2 protein-coding genes are annotated in these 17,800 nt (G+C 72.5%); both read left to right on the plus strand.

Annotated elements, in window-relative coordinates:
- The first annotated feature begins 9 nt into the window (after nucleotides 1-9).
- Nucleotides 10-3,831 (plus strand): non-ribosomal peptide synthetase, encoded by a 3,822-nt coding sequence (locus tag ACZ4LX_RS36620; RefSeq protein ID WP_467721384.1) that lies wholly within the window; start codon nucleotides 10-12, stop codon nucleotides 3,829-3,831.
- On the plus strand, nucleotides 3,831-17,600 hold the full coding sequence (locus ACZ4LX_RS36625) for an amino acid adenylation domain-containing protein (RefSeq protein ID WP_467649725.1): 13,770 nt from the start codon (nucleotides 3,831-3,833) through the stop codon (nucleotides 17,598-17,600). The genes ACZ4LX_RS36620 and ACZ4LX_RS36625 overlap by 1 nt, the downstream gene beginning before the upstream one ends.
- The last annotated feature ends 200 nt before the right edge of the window (nucleotides 17,601-17,800 follow it).

A 17,800-nucleotide genomic window follows, 5' to 3' on the forward strand; every position in this document is an offset into this window, starting at 1 on the left:
CAGAGTGTTGTGGCCGCGCATCCGTGGGTGGCTCAGGCGGCGGTGATCGCCCGTGAGGACATCCCGGGTGACAAGCGGCTGGTCGCCTACGTCGTCCCGGCCGAGGGCTCTCAGGTGGGTGAACTCGCCGACGAGGCGCGACAGTTCGCTTCGCTACAGCTGCCGGAGTACATGGTTCCGTCGGCGGTGGTGGTCCTGGATGCGCTGCCGCTGACGGTGAACGGGAAGCTCGACCGCAAGGCTCTTCCGGCACCCGAGTACACGACCGGTTCCGGCCGCGGCCCTTCCACGGTCCGTGAGGAGATCCTGTGCGCGGCGTTCGCCGAGGTCCTCGGCGTCGACAGTGTCGGTGTCGACGACGACTTCTTCGCACTGGGCGGCCACTCCCTCCTGGCGATCCGCCTGGCGGAGATCCTGCGCGGCCGTGGTGTGTCGGTCTCGGTGCGGGCGCTGTTCGAGTCGCCCACCGTGGCGAGCCTTGCCGCGGTGGCGGGGACCGAGCAGATCGAGGTCCCGCCGAATCTGATCCCGGCCGATGCGCGGGCGATCACGCCGGAGATGCTGCCGCTGGTGGACCTGACTGCCGAGGAGGTCGAGCGGGTCGTCGCCACCGTCGAGGGCGGCGCGGCGAACGTCGCCGACATCTACCCCCTCGCCCCGCTCCAGGAGGGTCTTCTCTTCCATCACCTCCTCGCCGACGGCGGCGAGGACGCCTACGTCATGCCGACAGTGCTGGAGTTCGACTCGCGTGAGCGGCTGGACGCGTTCGCCGGAGCGCTTCAGAAGGTCATGGACCGGCACGACATCCTGCGCACGGCCATCGTGTGGGAGGGCCTGCGCGAGCCGGTGCAGGTGGTGTGGCGGCACGCCGAGCTCCCCGTCGAGGAGGTACAGCTCGACCCGCACGACGCCGACCCGGCGCGCGAGTTGGTCGCCCTGGCCGGATCCCGCATGAACCTGGGGCGAGCCCCGTTGATCGGTCTGCATGTGGCGGCCGTGCCGGGCGCCGACCGGTGGCTCGCGCTGTTCCGGGCGCACCACACGGTGCAGGACCACACGGCCGGCGTGGTGATGCTCGAAGAAGTGCAGACCGTGCTCGCCGGGCGGGCTGCCGAGTTGCCGGAGCCGCTGCCGTTCCGGAACTTCGTCGCACAGGCACGGGCCGGCCTCGACAGTGCGGACCACGAGGCGTTCTTCGCCGATCTGCTCGGTGACGTCACCGAGCCCACCGCACCGTACGGACAGGTGGACGTGCGTGGCGACGGCGCGGGCGTGAAGCGGGCCGGGGAGACGTTCTCCGGTGAACTGAGCGCGCGGTTGCGCGAGTTGGCGCGGCGGATGGGCGTGAGCCCGGCCACGGTGATGCACGTGGCGTGGGCGCGGGTCCTTGCCGCGGTCAGCGGCCGGGACGACGTCGTCTTCGGCACCGTCCTGTTCGGACGCATGAATGCCGGTGCGGGGTCCGACCGGGTGGCGGGTCCGTTCATGAACATGCTGCCGGTGCGGGTGCGTCTGGGTGACGGTACGGGCGTCCTCGCGGCGGTGCAGGCGATGCGGGGTCAGCTCGCCGCGCTCATCGAGCACGAGCACGCGCCGCTCGCCATGGCCCAGCGGGCCGCCCAGGTGGCTTCGGACGCCCCGCTGTTCACCTCGATGTTCAACTACCGCCACGAAGGCGGTCGTGCGTCGGCCCGGACACCGGAGGTGGAGCAGCGGCAGGTGGGTCTCGACGGGGCCAGGACCGTGCTGGTCGTCGACCGCACCAACTACCCCTTCTCGGTCGCCGTCGACGACGACGGTGACCGGCTGCGGGTGGTCGTCGACGCGGTCGAACCGATCGACCCGAGCACGGTGGGCGTGCTCGTCCGTACGACCACCGAGAACCTGGTGGGCGCACTGGAAGAGGCGCTGGACGGCGGTCCCGACGCTGCGCTGAACGGCATCCCGGTGCTCGACGAGGCCCGGCTCAGCCGGGTGCTCACCGAGTGGAACGACACCGCGGCCGACATGCCGCCGATGGCGGTGCCGGAGTTGATCGAGGCGCAGGCGGCTCGCACTCCGGACGCGGTGGCGGTCGTCGCTGACAGCACGGAGGTGTCGTACGCGGAGCTGGACGCCCGCGCCAACCGTCTCGCGCACCACCTCGTCGGCTTGGGGGTGGGGCCGGAGTCGCTCGTCGGTCTCTGCCTGCCGCGCGGCGTCGACATGGTCGTGGCGATCCTCGCCGTGTGGAAGGCGGGGGCCGGATACCTGCCGATCGACGCGGAGTATCCGGCCGAACGGATCGCCTTCATGCTGGCGGACAGCGGGGTCGCGGTCCTGCTGAGCGACGAGGAGGTGCTCGACGAGCTTCCGGTGGGCCGAGTGCATGCCATGGCACTGGACGACCCGCTGGTCTCCACCGCGGTGGGCGCGTGCCCGGACACCGCGCCCGGAGTGCGCGTCGGGCCGGACAACCTGGCCTACGTCATCTACACCTCCGGCTCGACCGGCCGCCCGAAGGGCGTGGCGGTCACCCACGGGGGTCTGACGAACTACGTCGTGTGGGCGAGCCAGGCCTACGGGATGCAGGACGGTGGCGGGGCGCCGCTGCACTCCTCTTTGGCGTTCGACCTCACGGTGACCAGCGTGCTGGTGCCGTTGGTGTCCGGTGCCGCGGTGGTGGTGAGCCGGCCGGGAGGAGCCGAGGGGCTGGCCTCCCTGGTCGGTACCGGCGGCGGATTCGGGCTGATGAAGCTGGTTCCCGCCCACCTGCCGCTGCTGGCGGAGCTGGTGCCGGACGACCGGATCGCGGACGCGGCGCGCAAGGTCGTCGTCGGCGGCGAGGCGCTGACCGGGACCGTCGTCCGCTCCTGGCTGGAGCGGGCGCCTCACTCGACCGTCGTCAACGAGTACGGTCCGACGGAGACGGTGGTCGGGTGCACCGTCTTCGAAGTGGAGGCCGGCCAGGACGTCGGCGAGTCGGTGCCGATCGGCAGGCCGAACGCCAACACCCGGGTCTATGTGCTGGACAGTGCCCTCCAGCCGGTGGTCCCCGGTGTCGCCGGAGAGCTGTACATCGCCGGAGCGCAGGTGACCCGGGGCTACGTGCGGCAGCCCGCGCTGACGAGTGGGCGCTTCGTGGCGTGTCCTTTCGAGCCCGGCGGGCGCATGTACCGGACCGGGGACCAGGTCCGGTGGACCGAGGCCGGACAGCTGGAGTACCTGGGGCGGGTCGACGAGCAGGTGAAGGTCCGAGGCTTCCGGATCGAGCCCGGCGAGGTCGAGGCAGCCTTCCTGGCCCATCCGTCGGTGGGCCGGGCCGCGGTCGTGGCCCGCGAGGACACGCCGGGCGACGTTCGTCTCGTCGCCTACGTCGTACCGGCCGAAGGTGAACACTCGGCTGACGAGGAACTCTTCGATATCCTGCGGAAGTTCGTGGCCCAGCGGCTGCCCGGGCACATGGTGCCGGCGGCGGTGGTCCCGCTGGAACGGCTGCCGTTGACACCCAACGGCAAGCTGGACCGCAAGGCACTGCCCGCTCCGGAGTACACCGGGGCGGCGTCCGCGGGCCGGAAACCGTCGACGCCGCAGGAGCGGTCGCTGTGCGAGGCGTTCGCACATGTGCTGGGCGTGGACGACGTCGGAATGGACGACGACTTCTTCGAACTGGGCGGCCATTCGCTTCTCGCGGTCCGTCTGGTGAGCCTCGTGCGTGCGCGGCTTTCCGTCGAAGTCCCGTTGCGGGTACTGCTCGACAACCCGACGGTGGCAGGTCTCGCACAACAGCTTGGAAAACTGAAGTCAGCTCGGCCGGCGTTGCGGCCCATGCGTAACCAGGGGGAGTCCTGATGTTTCCGTTGTCATTCGCGCAGCGCCGTCTGTGGTTCATCGAGCAGCTCGAAGGGCCGAGCTCGACGTACAACATTCCGCTGGTCGTTCCGCTGTCGGGCGGCGTGGACCGGGAGGCGCTGAACGCCGCGCTGCGGGATGTGATCGCCCGTCACGAGGTGCTGCGTACGGTGTTCCCCACCGTCGACGGCGAGCCGCACCAGGACATCCTCAAACTCGACGACGTGTCCTGGGAGCTGTCCTTCGCCGAGGTGGCCACGCATGAACTGCCGGCAGCCGTCCGCGAGGCGGTGGCCCGGCCGTTCGACCTGTCGAGCGATGTGCCGATCCGTGCCTGGCTGCTCACCACCGGGCCGGATGCGCACGTCCTCGTCGTGGTCGTCCACCACATAGCCAGTGACGGCTGGTCGACCCGGCCGCTGGCCCGGGACGTGTCGATGGCGTACGCGGCGCGGTCCGAGGGACGGGCGCCGGAGTTCGATCCGCTGCCGGTGCAGTATGCCGACTACACGCTGTGGCAGCGTGAACTGCTGGGCGACGAGAACGACTCCGACAGTGTGATCTCCCGGCAGATGGCGTACTGGCGCGAGCAGCTGGCGGGCATCCCGGACCAGCTGGAGCTGCCGTACGACCGGCCGCGTCCCGCGGTGGCCGACTTCCGTGGCCACACGATGCCCCTGACGGTGCCCGCCGAGGTGCACGCACGGCTCGCGGGGGTTGCGCGCGGGTCGGACGCCACCATGTTCATGGTCGTTCAGGCGGCGCTTGCCGCGCTTCTGTCCCGCCTGGGCGCCGGCACCGACATCCCGATCGGTGCCGCGGTCGCCGGCCGTACCGACGTGGCCCTGGAGGACTTGGTCGGTTTCTTCGTGAACACGCTGGTCATGCGTACGGATCTTTCGGGTGACCCCACGTTCTCCGAATTGCTCACCCGGGTGCGCGAGACCGGGTGGAGCGCGTTCGCGCACCAGGACGTGCCGTTCGAGCGGCTGGTGGAGGAACTCGCACCGACACGTTCCCTGGCCCGGCATCCGCTGTTCCAGGTGATGCTCACCATGCAGAACACCGCCGACGCGGCTCTGGACCTGCACGGCGTGCAGGCCGGGGGCGCGGCGGCCGGTGGCCGGGGCGACCTGCTCACGGGCACCCTGGCAGCCAAGTTCGACCTGGAAGTGAGTCTGTCCGAGGCGTTCGACGCCGACGGGCGGCCGGCCGGGCTGCGCGGCGAGATCGTCGCTGCGGCGGACCTGTTCGACGGCGCGACGGCCGCGCGCCTGGCCGCGCGCCTGGGACAGCTCCTGGAGACGGTCGGCGCCGCTCCGGAGACCCGCTTGAGCGCACTCGATGTCCTGGACGCGGAGGAACGCCGCCGGGTCCTCGTGGAGTGGAACGACTCCGCCGTCGAGGTGCCGCAGGCCACCGTGGCGGAGCTGTTCGAGGCTCAGGCGGCCCGCACCCCGGGCGCGGTCGCCGTGGCGTGCGACGGTGCCGAGCTGACCTACGCCGACCTGGACGCGCGCGCCAACCGACTGGCCCGGCACCTGATCGGCCTGGGCGTCGGCCCGGAGTCGCGGGTCGCGGTGTGCGTGGAGCGCGGCGCGGACGCGGTGCCGGCCCTGCTCGGCGTGCTGAAGGCGGGCGGCGCGTACGTGCCGGTGGACCCGGCCTACCCCGCCGAGCGGATCGCGTACATGCTGGCCGACGCGGAGCCCGTGGCGGTCCTCGCCGACTCGGCCACCGCTGAGCTCCTTCCGCCCTCCGGGCCGCGGACGGTGGTTCTCGACGCCCCGGAGACCGTCACCGCACTCGCCGCGCTGCCTTCGCAGGCTCCGGCGCAGGACGAGCGGGTGGCTCCGCTGACCCCCGGGCATCCGGCGTACGTCATCTACACCTCCGGCTCCACCGGACGTCCGAAGGGCGTCGTGGTGGAGCACCGGTCGGTGGCGGGGCTGCTGGCGTGGGCGGCCGCCGAGTTCGGCGGCGCGGACTTCTCCCGGGTGCTCCTCTCGACCTCGTTCACCTTCGACGTGTCGGTCTTCGAGCTGTTCGGACCGCTGGTCACCGGCGGATCCGTCGAACTCGTCCCCGATCTCCTCGCACTCGCCGACGCCGCGCACGGCCCCTGGCAGGTGAGCCTCGTCAGCGGTGTCCCGTCGGCCTTCGCCCGCATCCTGGGCCGCTCCGCACCCGAGCTCCGTCCACGCACCGTGGTCCTCGCGGGCGAGGCGCTCACCGCCGACGCAGTCGCAGGCATCCGCCGGGAACTGCCGGGCGCGCGGGTGGCGAACATCTACGGCCCCACCGAGGCGACCGTCTACACCACCGTCTGGTACGCCGACACCGATGCCGAAGGCGCCGTACCCATCGGCCGGCCCATCTCCAACACCCGCGTGTACGTCCTGGACGACCACCTGTCGCCGGTCGCGCCCGGAGTGGCCGGCGAGCTGTACATCGCCGGCGCCGGCCTGGCCCGGGGCTATCTGCACCGCCCCGCACTGACCGCCGAACGCTTCGTCGCCGACCCCCACGGGGCCCCCGGAGAGCGCCTGTACCGCACGGGCGACCTGGTCCGGTGGAACGCCGACGGGCAACTGGAGTACCTGGGCCGCGCCGACGAGCAGGTCAAGATCCGCGGCTTCCGCATCGAGCTGGGCGAGGTCCAGTCGGCGGTGGTCGCCCACCCGTCGGTGTCCCAGGCCGTGGTGGTGGCCCGGGAGGACGTGCCCGGTGACAAGCGCCTCGTGGCCTACGTCGTCACCGACGGCGAGCCCGGGGGGGACCTGTCCGCCGCGGTGCGGGCCCGGTTGGCGGAGCGGCTGCCGCACTACATGGTGCCGTCGGCGGTGGTGGCCCTCGACGCACTGCCTCTGTCCCCGAACGGCAAGCTGGACCGCGCGCAGCTGCCCGCCCCCGAGTACGCGGCCGGTTCCGGCCGCGGGCCGTCGACGGTCCGTGAGGAAATCCTCTGCGAGGTGTTCGCCGAGGTCCTGAGCCTGGACAGCGTGGGTGTCGACGACGACTTCTTCGCGCTGGGCGGCCACTCCCTGCTCGCCGTGCGTCTCGTGGAGGTCCTGCGTACCCGTGGTGTGTCGGTCTCGGTGCGGGCGCTGTTCCAGACCCCGACGGTGGCCGGGCTCGCGGTGGTGGCCGGGGCGGAGAGTGTCGTCGTACCGCCCCATGCCATTCCTGAGGGCGCGCGGGCGATCACGCCGGAGATGCTGCCGCTGGTGGACCTGACCGCCGAGGAGATCGAGCGGGTCGTCGCCACCGTCGAGGGCGGCGCGGCGAACGTCGCCGACATCTACCCCCTCGCCCCGCTCCAGGAGGGACTGCTCTTCCACCACCTCCTCGCCGACGGCGGCGAGGACGCCTACGTCCTGCCGACCGTGGTGAGGTTCGACTCGCGTGAGCGGCTGGACGCGTTCACCGAGGTCCTCCAGCAGGTCGTGGACCGGCACGACATCCTGCGGACCGGAATCGTGTGGGAAGGCCTGCGCGAGCCGGTGCAGGTGGTGCGGCGCCGCGCCGCCGTGCCCGTCGAGGAGGTCTCCCTCGACCCGCACGCCGCGGATCCGGCGGCGGAGCTGGTCGCCCGAGTCGGCTCGGTCATGGACCTCCGGCGGGCGCCGCTCGTTCACCTGCACGTGGCGCCGGAGACGGACGGCGGAGCGTGGCTCGCGCTGGTGCGGATGCACCACATGGCGCAGGACCACACGGCGCTCGAAGTGCTGCTCGCCGAGGTCGAGGCGCTCCTGTCCGGACGCGGCGACGAGCTGCCCGAGCCGCTGCCGTTCCGCGACTTCGTCGCGCAGGCACGCGGTGGGGTGGCCCGCGCCGAGCACGAACGTCACTTCTCCCGGCTCCTCGGCGACGTGACCGAGCCGACCGCGCCGTACGGCCTGGCCGACGCTCACGGCGACGGCGTCACGGCGGTCCGCGACCGGCTGCCCATCCCGCCGGCCCTGGTGCAACGGGTGCGTGCCGTCGCACGGAGCCTGAGCGCCAGCCCCGCCACCGTGCTGCACGTGGCGTGGGCGCGGGTGCTCGCCGCCGTCAGCGGCCGTGAGGACGTCGTCTTCGGCACCGTCCTGTTCGGGCGCATGAACGCCGGCAGCGGGTCGGACCGCACGCTGGGCCCGTACATCAACACGCTGCCGGTGCGGATCCGTACCGGTGAACTCGGTGCGGCCGACGCCGTCGCCACGATGCGCGGGCAGCTCGCCGAACTCCTCCACCACGAGCACGCGCCGCTCTCCCTGGCCCAGCAGGCCAGCGGCGTGCCCGGGGACACCCCGCTGTTCACCTCGCTGTTCAACTACCGGCACAACAGCAGCCGTCCGATCGACACGGCCGTGGCCGAGGCGAGCGCCTCGGGAACCGCGGGCATCAGGACGGTCTTCTCGCAGGAGCGCAACAACTACCCGCTGACCGTCTCGGTGGACGACGACGGGGCCGACGGCATGTCACTGGCCGTGGACGCGGTCGCCCCGATCGACGCACGGGCCGTGGGCGCGCTGTTGCACACCGCCGCCCGGAACCTGGTGTCGCTGCTCGAAGATGTTCTCGACGGAGGCCCGGACCAGCCGTTGCGCACTGTCGGCGTGATGGACACCGACCAGCGCCGCCGGATGCTGGTCGAGTGGAACGATACGGCGGACGGCACGCCGCTCCGGCCGGTGCCGGAGCTGATCGCGGAGCGGGTGACCCGGAGCCCGGAGGCGGTCGCCGTGGAGTGCGACGGCGCCGAGTTCTCCTACGGCGACCTGGACGCGCGCGCCAACCGTCTCGCACACCTGCTCATCCGCCACGGTGTCGGTCCCGAGTCGGTGGTGGGACTCTGCCTGGAACGCAGTGTGGACGTCCTGGTCTCCGTCCTCGCGGTGTGGAAGGCCGGCGGCGCGTACCTGCCGGTCGACCCCGAGTACCCCGCGGAGCGTGCCGCGTTCATGCTGACGGACGCCGCGGTGACGTGCGTCCTTGCCGAACGCGGCACGCGCGACCGGCTCTCGGAGTTCGAACGCCGGTCCGACGCGCCGGTGCTGGTGCTCGACGGTCCCGACGCGCCGGCCGGGTCGGCCGATCTGCCGGAGACGGCGTCGTCGCCGGCGTGGGACACCGGCACCGCCCTGGCAGCCCGGAGCGCCTATGTCATCTACACGTCCGGCTCGACGGGCCGCCCCAAGGGCGTCGTGGTCACCCATGGCGGCCTGGCGAACTATGTGACGTGGGCCTGCCGTGCCTACGGCATGGAGGAGGGCGGCGGCGCTCCGCTGCACTCCTCACTCGCGTTCGACCTGACGGTCACGAGCCTGCTGCTGCCCCTGGTGTCCGGCTCCCGAGTCGTGGTCAGCGGGGACGGAGGCCCCGAGGGCCTCGCGGCCCTGCTGCGTGACTCCGAGCCGTTCGGACTGGTGAAGGTCGTGCCGGGGCATCTGCCGCTGCTCTCCCGACTGCTGCCGGAGGGACGGCTCGCCGGGGCCGCCCGGCGCTGGATCGTCGGCGGTGAGGCGCTGCGGGGCGCCGATGTGCGCGCCTGGCTCGAACAGGCGCCCGATACCGTTGTGGTCAACGAGTACGGGCCGACCGAGACGGTGGTCGGATGCTGTGTCTTCGAGGTGGCGGCCGGCCAGGAGGTGGGGGAGTCGGTGCCCATCGGGCGGCCGGTCGCCAACACCCTTCTGTACGTGCTCGACAGCGACTTGGCACCGGTCCCGGTCGGCGTCGCGGGTGACCTGTACATCGCGGGGGCGGGCCTGGCCCGTGGTTACGCGGGTCGGTCCGGGGCCACCGCCGAGCGGTTCGTGGCGTCACCGTTCGCGCCGGGCGAGCGCATGTATCGCAGCGGCGACCTCGCGCGGTGGCGGGCCGACGGCGAGCTGGAGTACCTGGGCCGCTCCGACGAGCAGGTCAAGATCCGTGGGTTCCGCATCGAGCCGGGCGAGGTCGCGTCCCTGCTGGCCGAGCACCCGCTCGTGGCCCAGGCGGCGGTCGTGGCGCGCGAGGACGCCCCCGGTGACAAGCGGCTCGTGGCCTATGTCGTGCCGGACGGCGGAACCCGGACCGGTGAACCGGCGCGGGAACTGTGCCGGTTCGCGGCCGAAGCGCTGCCCGCGCACATGGTGCCCTCCGCGGTTGTCGTCCTCGACGAACTGCCGCTCACCGTGAACGGCAAGCTGGACCGGGCGGCGCTGCCCGCACCGGAGTACGCGGCGGGTGCGGGCCGAGGGCCCGCCAACGCCCGCGAGGAGATCCTCTGCGAGGTGTTCGCCGAGGTCCTCGGCATCGAGCGGGTCGGTGTCGACGACGACTTCTTCCGCCTCGGAGGGCACTCCCTGCTCGCGGTGACGCTGGTGGAGAGGCTGCGGTCGCGAGGCGTCTCCGTCTCGGTCCGGGCACTCTTCGAGTCGCCGACGGTGGCCGGCCTCGCCGGGGACACGGCCGCCGCGCGTGTCGAGGTCCCGCCGAACCTGATCCCGGCGGGCGCTCGGGCGATCACGCCGGAGATGCTGCCGCTGGTCGACCTGACCGCCGAGGAGGCCGAGCGGATCGTCGCCACGGTCGAGGGCGGCGCCGCCAACGTGGCGGACGTCTACCCGCTGGCCCCGCTGCAGGAGGGCCTGCTCTTCCACCACCTGATGGCAGGGTCGGGACGCGACACCTACGCGGCTCCCACCGCGCTCGAGTTCGACTCGCGCGCTCGACTCGACGCCTTCGTGGACGCACTTCAGCAGCTGGTGAACCGGCATGACATCTACCGCACCTCCGTGGTGTGGGAGGGGCTGCGGGAACCGGTGCAGGTGGTGTGGCGCAACGCCCGGGTGCCCGTCGAACACGTGACGCTGGACCCGGACGGCGCCGGCCTGGTGGAACAACTCCTCGAACTCGGCGGCGCCACCATGGACCTGAGCCGGGCGCCCCTGGTCGACGTGCACGTCGCGGCCGTCCCCGGCAGCGACCGCTGGGCGGCGCTGCTGCGCATGCACCACATGGTGCAGGACCACACCACCCTCGAGGCCGTCTTCGAGGAGCTCCAGGCCTTCCTGAGCGGCCGGGGTGCGGAACTGGCGGACCCCCTGCCGTTCCGTGACTTCGTCGCCCAGAGCCGCGGCGGAGACAAGCGTGAGGAGCACGCACGCTACTTCGCCGAGCTCCTCGGCGACGTGACGGAACCGACCTTCGCGTACGGTGTCGCGGACGTGCACGGCGACGGCAGCGACCTCGCCAAGGCCCACCTCGGCTTCGAGCCGGATCTCGACGCCCGGGTGCGCGACACCGCCCGCCGCCTCGGAACCAGCCCCGCGACGCTGCTGCACGTGGCCTACGCCCGGGCCCTCGCCGCCGTCAGCGGCCGTGAGGACGTCGTCTTCGGCACCGTCCTGTTCGGCCGGATGAACTCCGGCGCCGGCTCCGACCGGGTGCTCGGTCTCTTCATGAACACACTGCCGGTCCGGGTGCGGGTGGCCGGCGTCGGAGTCCTGGAGGCGGTCGGCGCGATGCGCAGCCAGCTGGCCGGGCTTCTCGAGCACGAGCACGCACCGCTCGCCGTCGCCCAGGGTGCGAGCGGCGTCACCGGCGACACCCCCCTGTTCACCACTCTGCTGAACTACCGTCACAACACGACGAGACCAGCGGCCGCCCGCGCCGCGGACCGCGGCCAGGAGAAGGGCTTCGAGGGCATCCGCAGGCTGTTCATGCGGCCCCTCAACAACTACCCGCTGACCGTTGCCGTGGACGACAACGGTGACAGCATGGGCCTGGCCGTGGACTCCGCCGACCCGGGCGACCCGCACGCCGTGGGCCTGCTGGTGCGCACCGCCCTGGACAACCTGGTCACCGCGCTGGACTCCGCGCTGGACGGCGGCGCCGAGCAGCGGCTGAACTCGGTCGACGTGCTGCCCGAGGACGAGCTGCACCGGGTCCTGGTGGAGTGGAACGACACAACGGACGAGGTGCCTTCGCGCACGGTCGCGGCTCGTTTCGCGGAGCAGGTGGCGCGTACTCCGGATGTGGTGGCGGTCGTCGCCGACGGCACGCGGGTGTCGTACGCGGAGCTGGATGCCCGCGCCAACCGTCTGGCTCATTACCTGATGGACCAGGGCGTGGGTGCGGAAGCGGTGGTGGGCCTGTGCCTGGGCCGCGGGATCGAGATGATCACGGCGATCCTGGCCGTGTGGAAGACGGGCGCCGCCTACCTGCCGATCGACCCCGGGCAGCCCGCAGACCGGGTGGCGTACGTCATGACCGACAGCGGTGCGGCGCTCACGCTGACCACCGAGGAGATCCTGGACGATCTGCCGGCGGGCAAGCGGCTCGTCGCACTCGACTCACCGCTGGTGACGATGCAGCTGGCCGGCGCCGAGGAGACAGCCGTCCAGGAGGCGGTGGCCCCGGACGGGCTCGCCTACGTGATCTACACCTCCGGGTCGACGGGTCGTCCGAAGGGTGTGGCGGTCACCCATGGCGCGCTGGCCAACTATGCGGCTGCCGTGCCGGGCCGGGTCGGGTTCGGCACTCCGGGCGACCGGTACGCGCTGCTTCAGGCGCAGGCCACCGACCTCGGCAACACCACGGTGTTCGCGAGCCTGACCACAGGCGGCGAGCTGCACATCCTGGACGAGGAAGCGGTCACCGATCCGGAGGCCGTCAGCCGCTACCTGGCCGAGCACCGCATCGACCACCTCAAGGCGGTCCCCTCCCACCTGGCGGCGCTCGGTGCGGCGGGGGACCTGGCCGGGGTGCTGCCCGCCAAGTCCCTGGTCCTCGGCGGCGAGGCCGCCCAGCCCGAGTGGGTACGGACCCTGCTGTCCGCCGCGGACGGCTGCGCGGTGTACAACCACTACGGCCCGACCGAGACCACGATCGGTGTGGCCACGACCCCGCTGACGGCCGAACTGGTGGCCGACGGCGTGGTCCCCGTCGGCACACCGCTCGCCAACACCCGCTTCTACGTCCTGGACCACCGGCTCCGGCCGGTGCCGGCCGGAGCGGCCGGTGAGCTGTACGTCACCGGTGCGGGTCTGGCGCGTGGCTACGTGGGCCGCCCCGACCTGACCGCGGAGCGGTTCGTGGCCAGCCCGTTCGGCCGTGCGGGGGAGCGGATGTACCGCACCGGCGACCTGGCCCGCTGGGACGCGGACGGCCGGCTGGTGTTCGCGGGGCGCTCCGACGAGCAGGTGAAGATTCGCGGTTTCCGCATCGAGCCCGGCGAGGTCCAGTCGGTCCTGGCCGCCCATCCCCTGGTGGCCCAGGCCGTGGTGATCGCCCGCGAGGACGTGCCCGGTGACAAGCGCCTCGTCGCCTACGTCGTGGCCGACGACCCGGAGGACACGCAGGACCAGGGACTGCCCGCGACGATCCGGAAGTTCGCCGCGCAGCGCCTGCCGGAGCACATGGTGCCCTCGGCGGTGGTGCTTCTCGACCGGCTGCCGCTCACGGGCAACGGCAAGCTGGACCGCAAGGCCCTGCCCGCTCCCGGCTATCACGGGACCTCGCAGCCCGGGGGCCGGAACCGGTCGGCCGGAGTCCGGGAGGAGATCCTCTGCATGGCCTTCGCCGAGGTCCTCGGGGTGCCCGCGGTCGGCGTGCACGACGACTTCTTCGAACTCGGCGGCCACTCGCTGCTCGCGGTCCGGCTGATCAGCCGGATCAGGACGCTGCTCGGCGTCGAGGTGGAGGTCCGCGACCTGTTCGAGACGCCGACCGCCGCCGGGCTCGCCGAGCTCCTGGCCGGGGCACGCGAGGCCCGGCCGCCGCTGACGGCCGGCGCCCGGCCCGACCGGCTGCCGCTGTCGTACGGCCAGCGACGCCTGTGGATCATCGACAAGCTGGAAGGCCCCGGTGACACCTACAACATCCCGGTCGCCGTACGCCTCGGGGGCGAGGTGGACCACGCGGCGCTGAACGCGGCGTTCCGGGACCTCATCGCGCGGCACGAAGTGCTGCGCACCGTGTACGCGGTCGTGGACGGCGAGCCGTACCAGCAGGTCCTCGACCCGGTCGCGCTGGAGTGGGACCTGACGGTGACCCGGGTCGCCCCCACGGAGCTGTCCGGTGCGATCGCCGACGCCCAGCGCCACACCTTCGACCTCTCGGCGGCCGTGCCCGTCAAGGCCTGGCTGTTCGAGACGGACGGGCAGGACCATGTTTTGGTGGTGGTGATCCATCACATCGCCACCGACGGCTGGTCCTGGGCACCACTGGCCCGCGACCTGTCCCTGGCGTACGCCGCGCGCAGCGAGGGCCGGGCCCCGAGGTGGCAGGAACTGCCGTTGCAGTACGCCGACTACGCGCTGTGGCAGCGCGAGGTGCTCGGTGAGGCGGACGACCCGGACAGCCTGCTCTCCCACCAGGTCGCCTACTGGCGAGAGGCCCTCGCCGGTATCCCCGAGGAGCTGACGCTGCCGACCGACCGGGGGCGCCCGGCCGTGGTCGGCCACCAGGGGTATCGCGTACCCATCGAGGTCCCGGCCGAGGTGCACGCACGGCTCCTGGAGGTCGCGAGGGCCGAAGGCGTGACGATGTTCATGGCGTTGCACGGCGCGCTCGCGGTGCTCCTGTCCCGCCTCGGCGCGGGTACCGATATCCCCATCGGATCGGCACACGCGGGCCGCACCGACGAAGCGCTCGACGACCTCGTCGGCTACTTCGTCAACACCTTCGTCCTGCGCACCGACCTGTCGCAGGACCCGACCTACAGCAAGGTGCTGGAGCGGGTCCGGGAAGCCGGCCTGGGCGCGTTCGCACACGCGGACGTCCCCTTCGAGCGGCTCGTCGAGGAGCTCGCCCCCGCCCGGTCGCTGGCCCGTCACCCGCTCTTCCAGGTGATGCTGCTCCTGGAGAACACCGTGGAGGCGGTCGTCGACCTGCCCGGCCTCGACACCCGCGCCGACGTCCCGTCGCGGCCGGCGTCCGGCACGGCGCCGGGCGACGTGTCCGCGGCGGAGGCGGTGGTCAAGTTCGACCTGGACGTCAGCATGGTCGAGACGTACGACGCCAAGGGCGCCCCCGCGGGTCTGCGCGGCACCGTGACCGGCTCCGCCGACCTCTTCGAACCCGCTTCGGTCGTGCGCATCGCCGAACGCCTCAACCGCGTCCTCGCGACCCTGTCCGCCGCGCCGGACACCCGGCTCGGTGCCGTCGACGTCCTGGATGACGACGAGCGGCACCGCATGCTGACCGAGTGGAACGACACTGCGGCCGAACTGCCGGACACCACGGTCGGTGCCCTGTTCGAGGCGCAGGTCGCGCGCACCCCCGACGCGATCGCCCTGACCTTCGGCGACACCGCCCTCAGTTACGCCGAGCTGGACGCGCGGGCCAACCGCGTGGCCCGGTACCTGGCCGGCCGGGGCGTGGGACCGGAGTCGGTCGTCGCGGTCGTCTTCGACCGCACCGTCGACCTGGTCGTGGCTCTGCTCGGCGTCGTCAAGGCGGGCGCCGCCTACCTGCCGATCGACCCGAACTACCCGGCCGACCGCATCGCGTACGTCATCGCCGACTCGGGTGCGGTGTGCGTGCTCAGCGGCGAAGGCATGAGGGACCGGCTCGACTCGTTCTCCGTGGACGCCGACGGCGACGCCGGATCCGGCGTGCCGGTGGTGCTCCTCGACGACCCCGAGGTGACCGCGGAGCTCGCCGCCCTGCCGGATCGGGCCGTCAGCGACGACGAGCGCACCCGGCCGCTGCTGCCCGGCCACCCGATGTGGGTGATCTACACCTCCGGATCCACCGGACGCCCCAAGGGTGTGCTCGTCGAGCACCGCGCGATCGTCAACTTCCTCACGGCGATGCAGGATTCCTTCCCGCTGGCCGCCGAGGACCGGCTGCTCGCCGTGAGCACCCACGGTTGCGACATGGCCGGATTCGAGTTCTACCTGCCGCTGCTCAACGGCGCGCGACTGGCCCTCGCCGCGCAGGAGCAGGTCCTCGACCCGTGGGCCCTGCGGGAGCTGATCCGCACCGGCGGTGTGACGATGGTGCACGCGACACCGAGCCTGTGGCGCGGCCTCGTGGCCGACGCCGACGACCCGGTGGACCTCAGCCGCGTCCGGGCCATGATCGGAGCCGAGGCGCTGCCCGGCGACCTGGCCCGCACCCTGCTGGCCCGGACACCGACCCTGACGAACCTGTACGGCCCGACGGAGACCACCACATGGTCGACCGCCCAGGTGCTGCTCCCCGACGCGGCCGACGTCACGTCGATCGGATCCCCGATCGGCAACACCCAGGTCTACGTCCTCGACGACGGCCTGGCCCCGGTGGCGCCCGGCGTGGCGGGCGAGCTCCACATCGCGGGCGACGGACTGGCCCGTGGCTATCTGGGACGCGCCGGCCTCACGGCGGGACGCTTCGTGGCCTGCCCGTTCGGTGCCGAGGGGCAGCGGATGTACCGCACCGGCGACGTCGTCCGGTGGACCGCGGATGGTGCACTTCAGTACGTCGGACGCGCCGACGACCAGGTCAAGGTGCGCGGCTTCCGGGTCGAACTCGGTGAGATCGAGGCCGCCCTGGCCACACACCCCGCGGTCGGCCAGGCCGTGGTCGTGGTCCGCGAGGACACCCCGGGCGACCACCGCCTGGTGGCCTACGTGGTGCCGGGCTCGGCCACCGATCCGAAGGCGGCGGAGGACCTCGGCCGGGAGGTGCGCGGCCTGGCCCAGGGGCGCATGCCGCAGTACATGGTGCCGTCCGCGGTGGTGGTCATCGACCGGCTGCCGCTGATGCCCAACAGCAAGCTGGACCGCAAGGCGCTGCCCGAGCCGGGCGTCACCGCCGCCGAGCCCACCGGCAACGGGGCCGTCACCGCCTTCGAGTCCAGCCTGTGCGAGGCGTTCGCCGAGGTTCTCGGGGTGGAATCGGTCGGAGTCGACGACGACTTCTTCGCCCTCGGCGGGCACTCCCTGCTGGCGGTCCGGCTCGTGGAGCGGCTGCGGGAGCGGGGCGTGTCCGTCGCGGTGCGCGACGTCTTCTCGGCGCCGACCGTGGGTGAGCTGGTGAAGGAGATGAGCCTGTCGTCGGTGCGGGCCGCCCTCGACGAACTGCTGCCGATCCGTACCGAGGGCAGCAGGCCGCCGTTCTTCTGCCTGCACCCCGCTGATGGCCTGAGCTGGTGCTACATGCCGCTGGCCCGGTACGCGCCGGCCGACATGCCGCTGTACGGCCTCCAGGACCGCGGGCTGCACGGAGCGGACGGACTGGCCCGGTCGGTAGGGGAGATGGCGGACCGCTACGTCGAGCAGATCCGCCGCGTGCAGCCCTCCGGCCCGTACCACCTGCTGGGCTGGTCCTTCGGAGCGGTGGTCGGACACGAGGTCGCCGTACGGCTGCGCGCCGCCGGTGAGCAGGTCGCGGCGCTGGTCCTCATGGACCAGAACCCGGCCGTGGCGGACCCCGAGGCCGAGCCCCTGGAGGCCCCCGGCGAGGTCACGGACGAGCTGTTGGCGAGCTTGACGGAAATGGTGCGCCATCAGGCGGCGGGAGCCCTCGGGGCCACCACGGACGAGGAGTACGAGAACATCGCGCGGGTCCTGGTCAATCAGCGCCACATCCAGCGGCGCCACGAGCACGGCCGGTTCGAAGGCGACGTACTGCTGATCACCGCCGACCGTGAGGACCGCGCCGACCCGGTCACAGAAGAGGCGTGGCGGCCCTACGTCTCCGGGGAGATCCACCGGACCGGTGTCGACTGTGTCCACCACGAGATGGGCACGCCGGACGTCCTGGCGAAGGTGTGGTCCGCCGTGGCGGACTGGATGAGCCTGGACGACTGACCGCTGCCGCGGTGCACGCCACCGCGGCAGCCCCCGGCGGACATGCCGAAACGGGCCGGGGGGGGGCCCGCCCCCCCCCCCCCCCCCCCCCCCCCCCCCCGGGGGGGGGGGCCCCCCCCCCCCCCCGCCCCCCCCCCCCCCCCCCCCCACGCCGGTCTGGCATGCCCGCAGGAGCCAGGAGCCAGGAGCCAGGAGCCAGG

This window comes from Streptomyces sp. NPDC026062 (assembly GCF_055568375.1).

Excerpts from the sequence above, each read along its gene's own strand:
- ACZ4LX_RS36625 (WP_467649725.1), top strand. The coding sequence starts at position 3,831 with ATGTTTCCGTTGTCATTCGCGCAGCGCCGTCTGTGGTTCATCGAGCAG.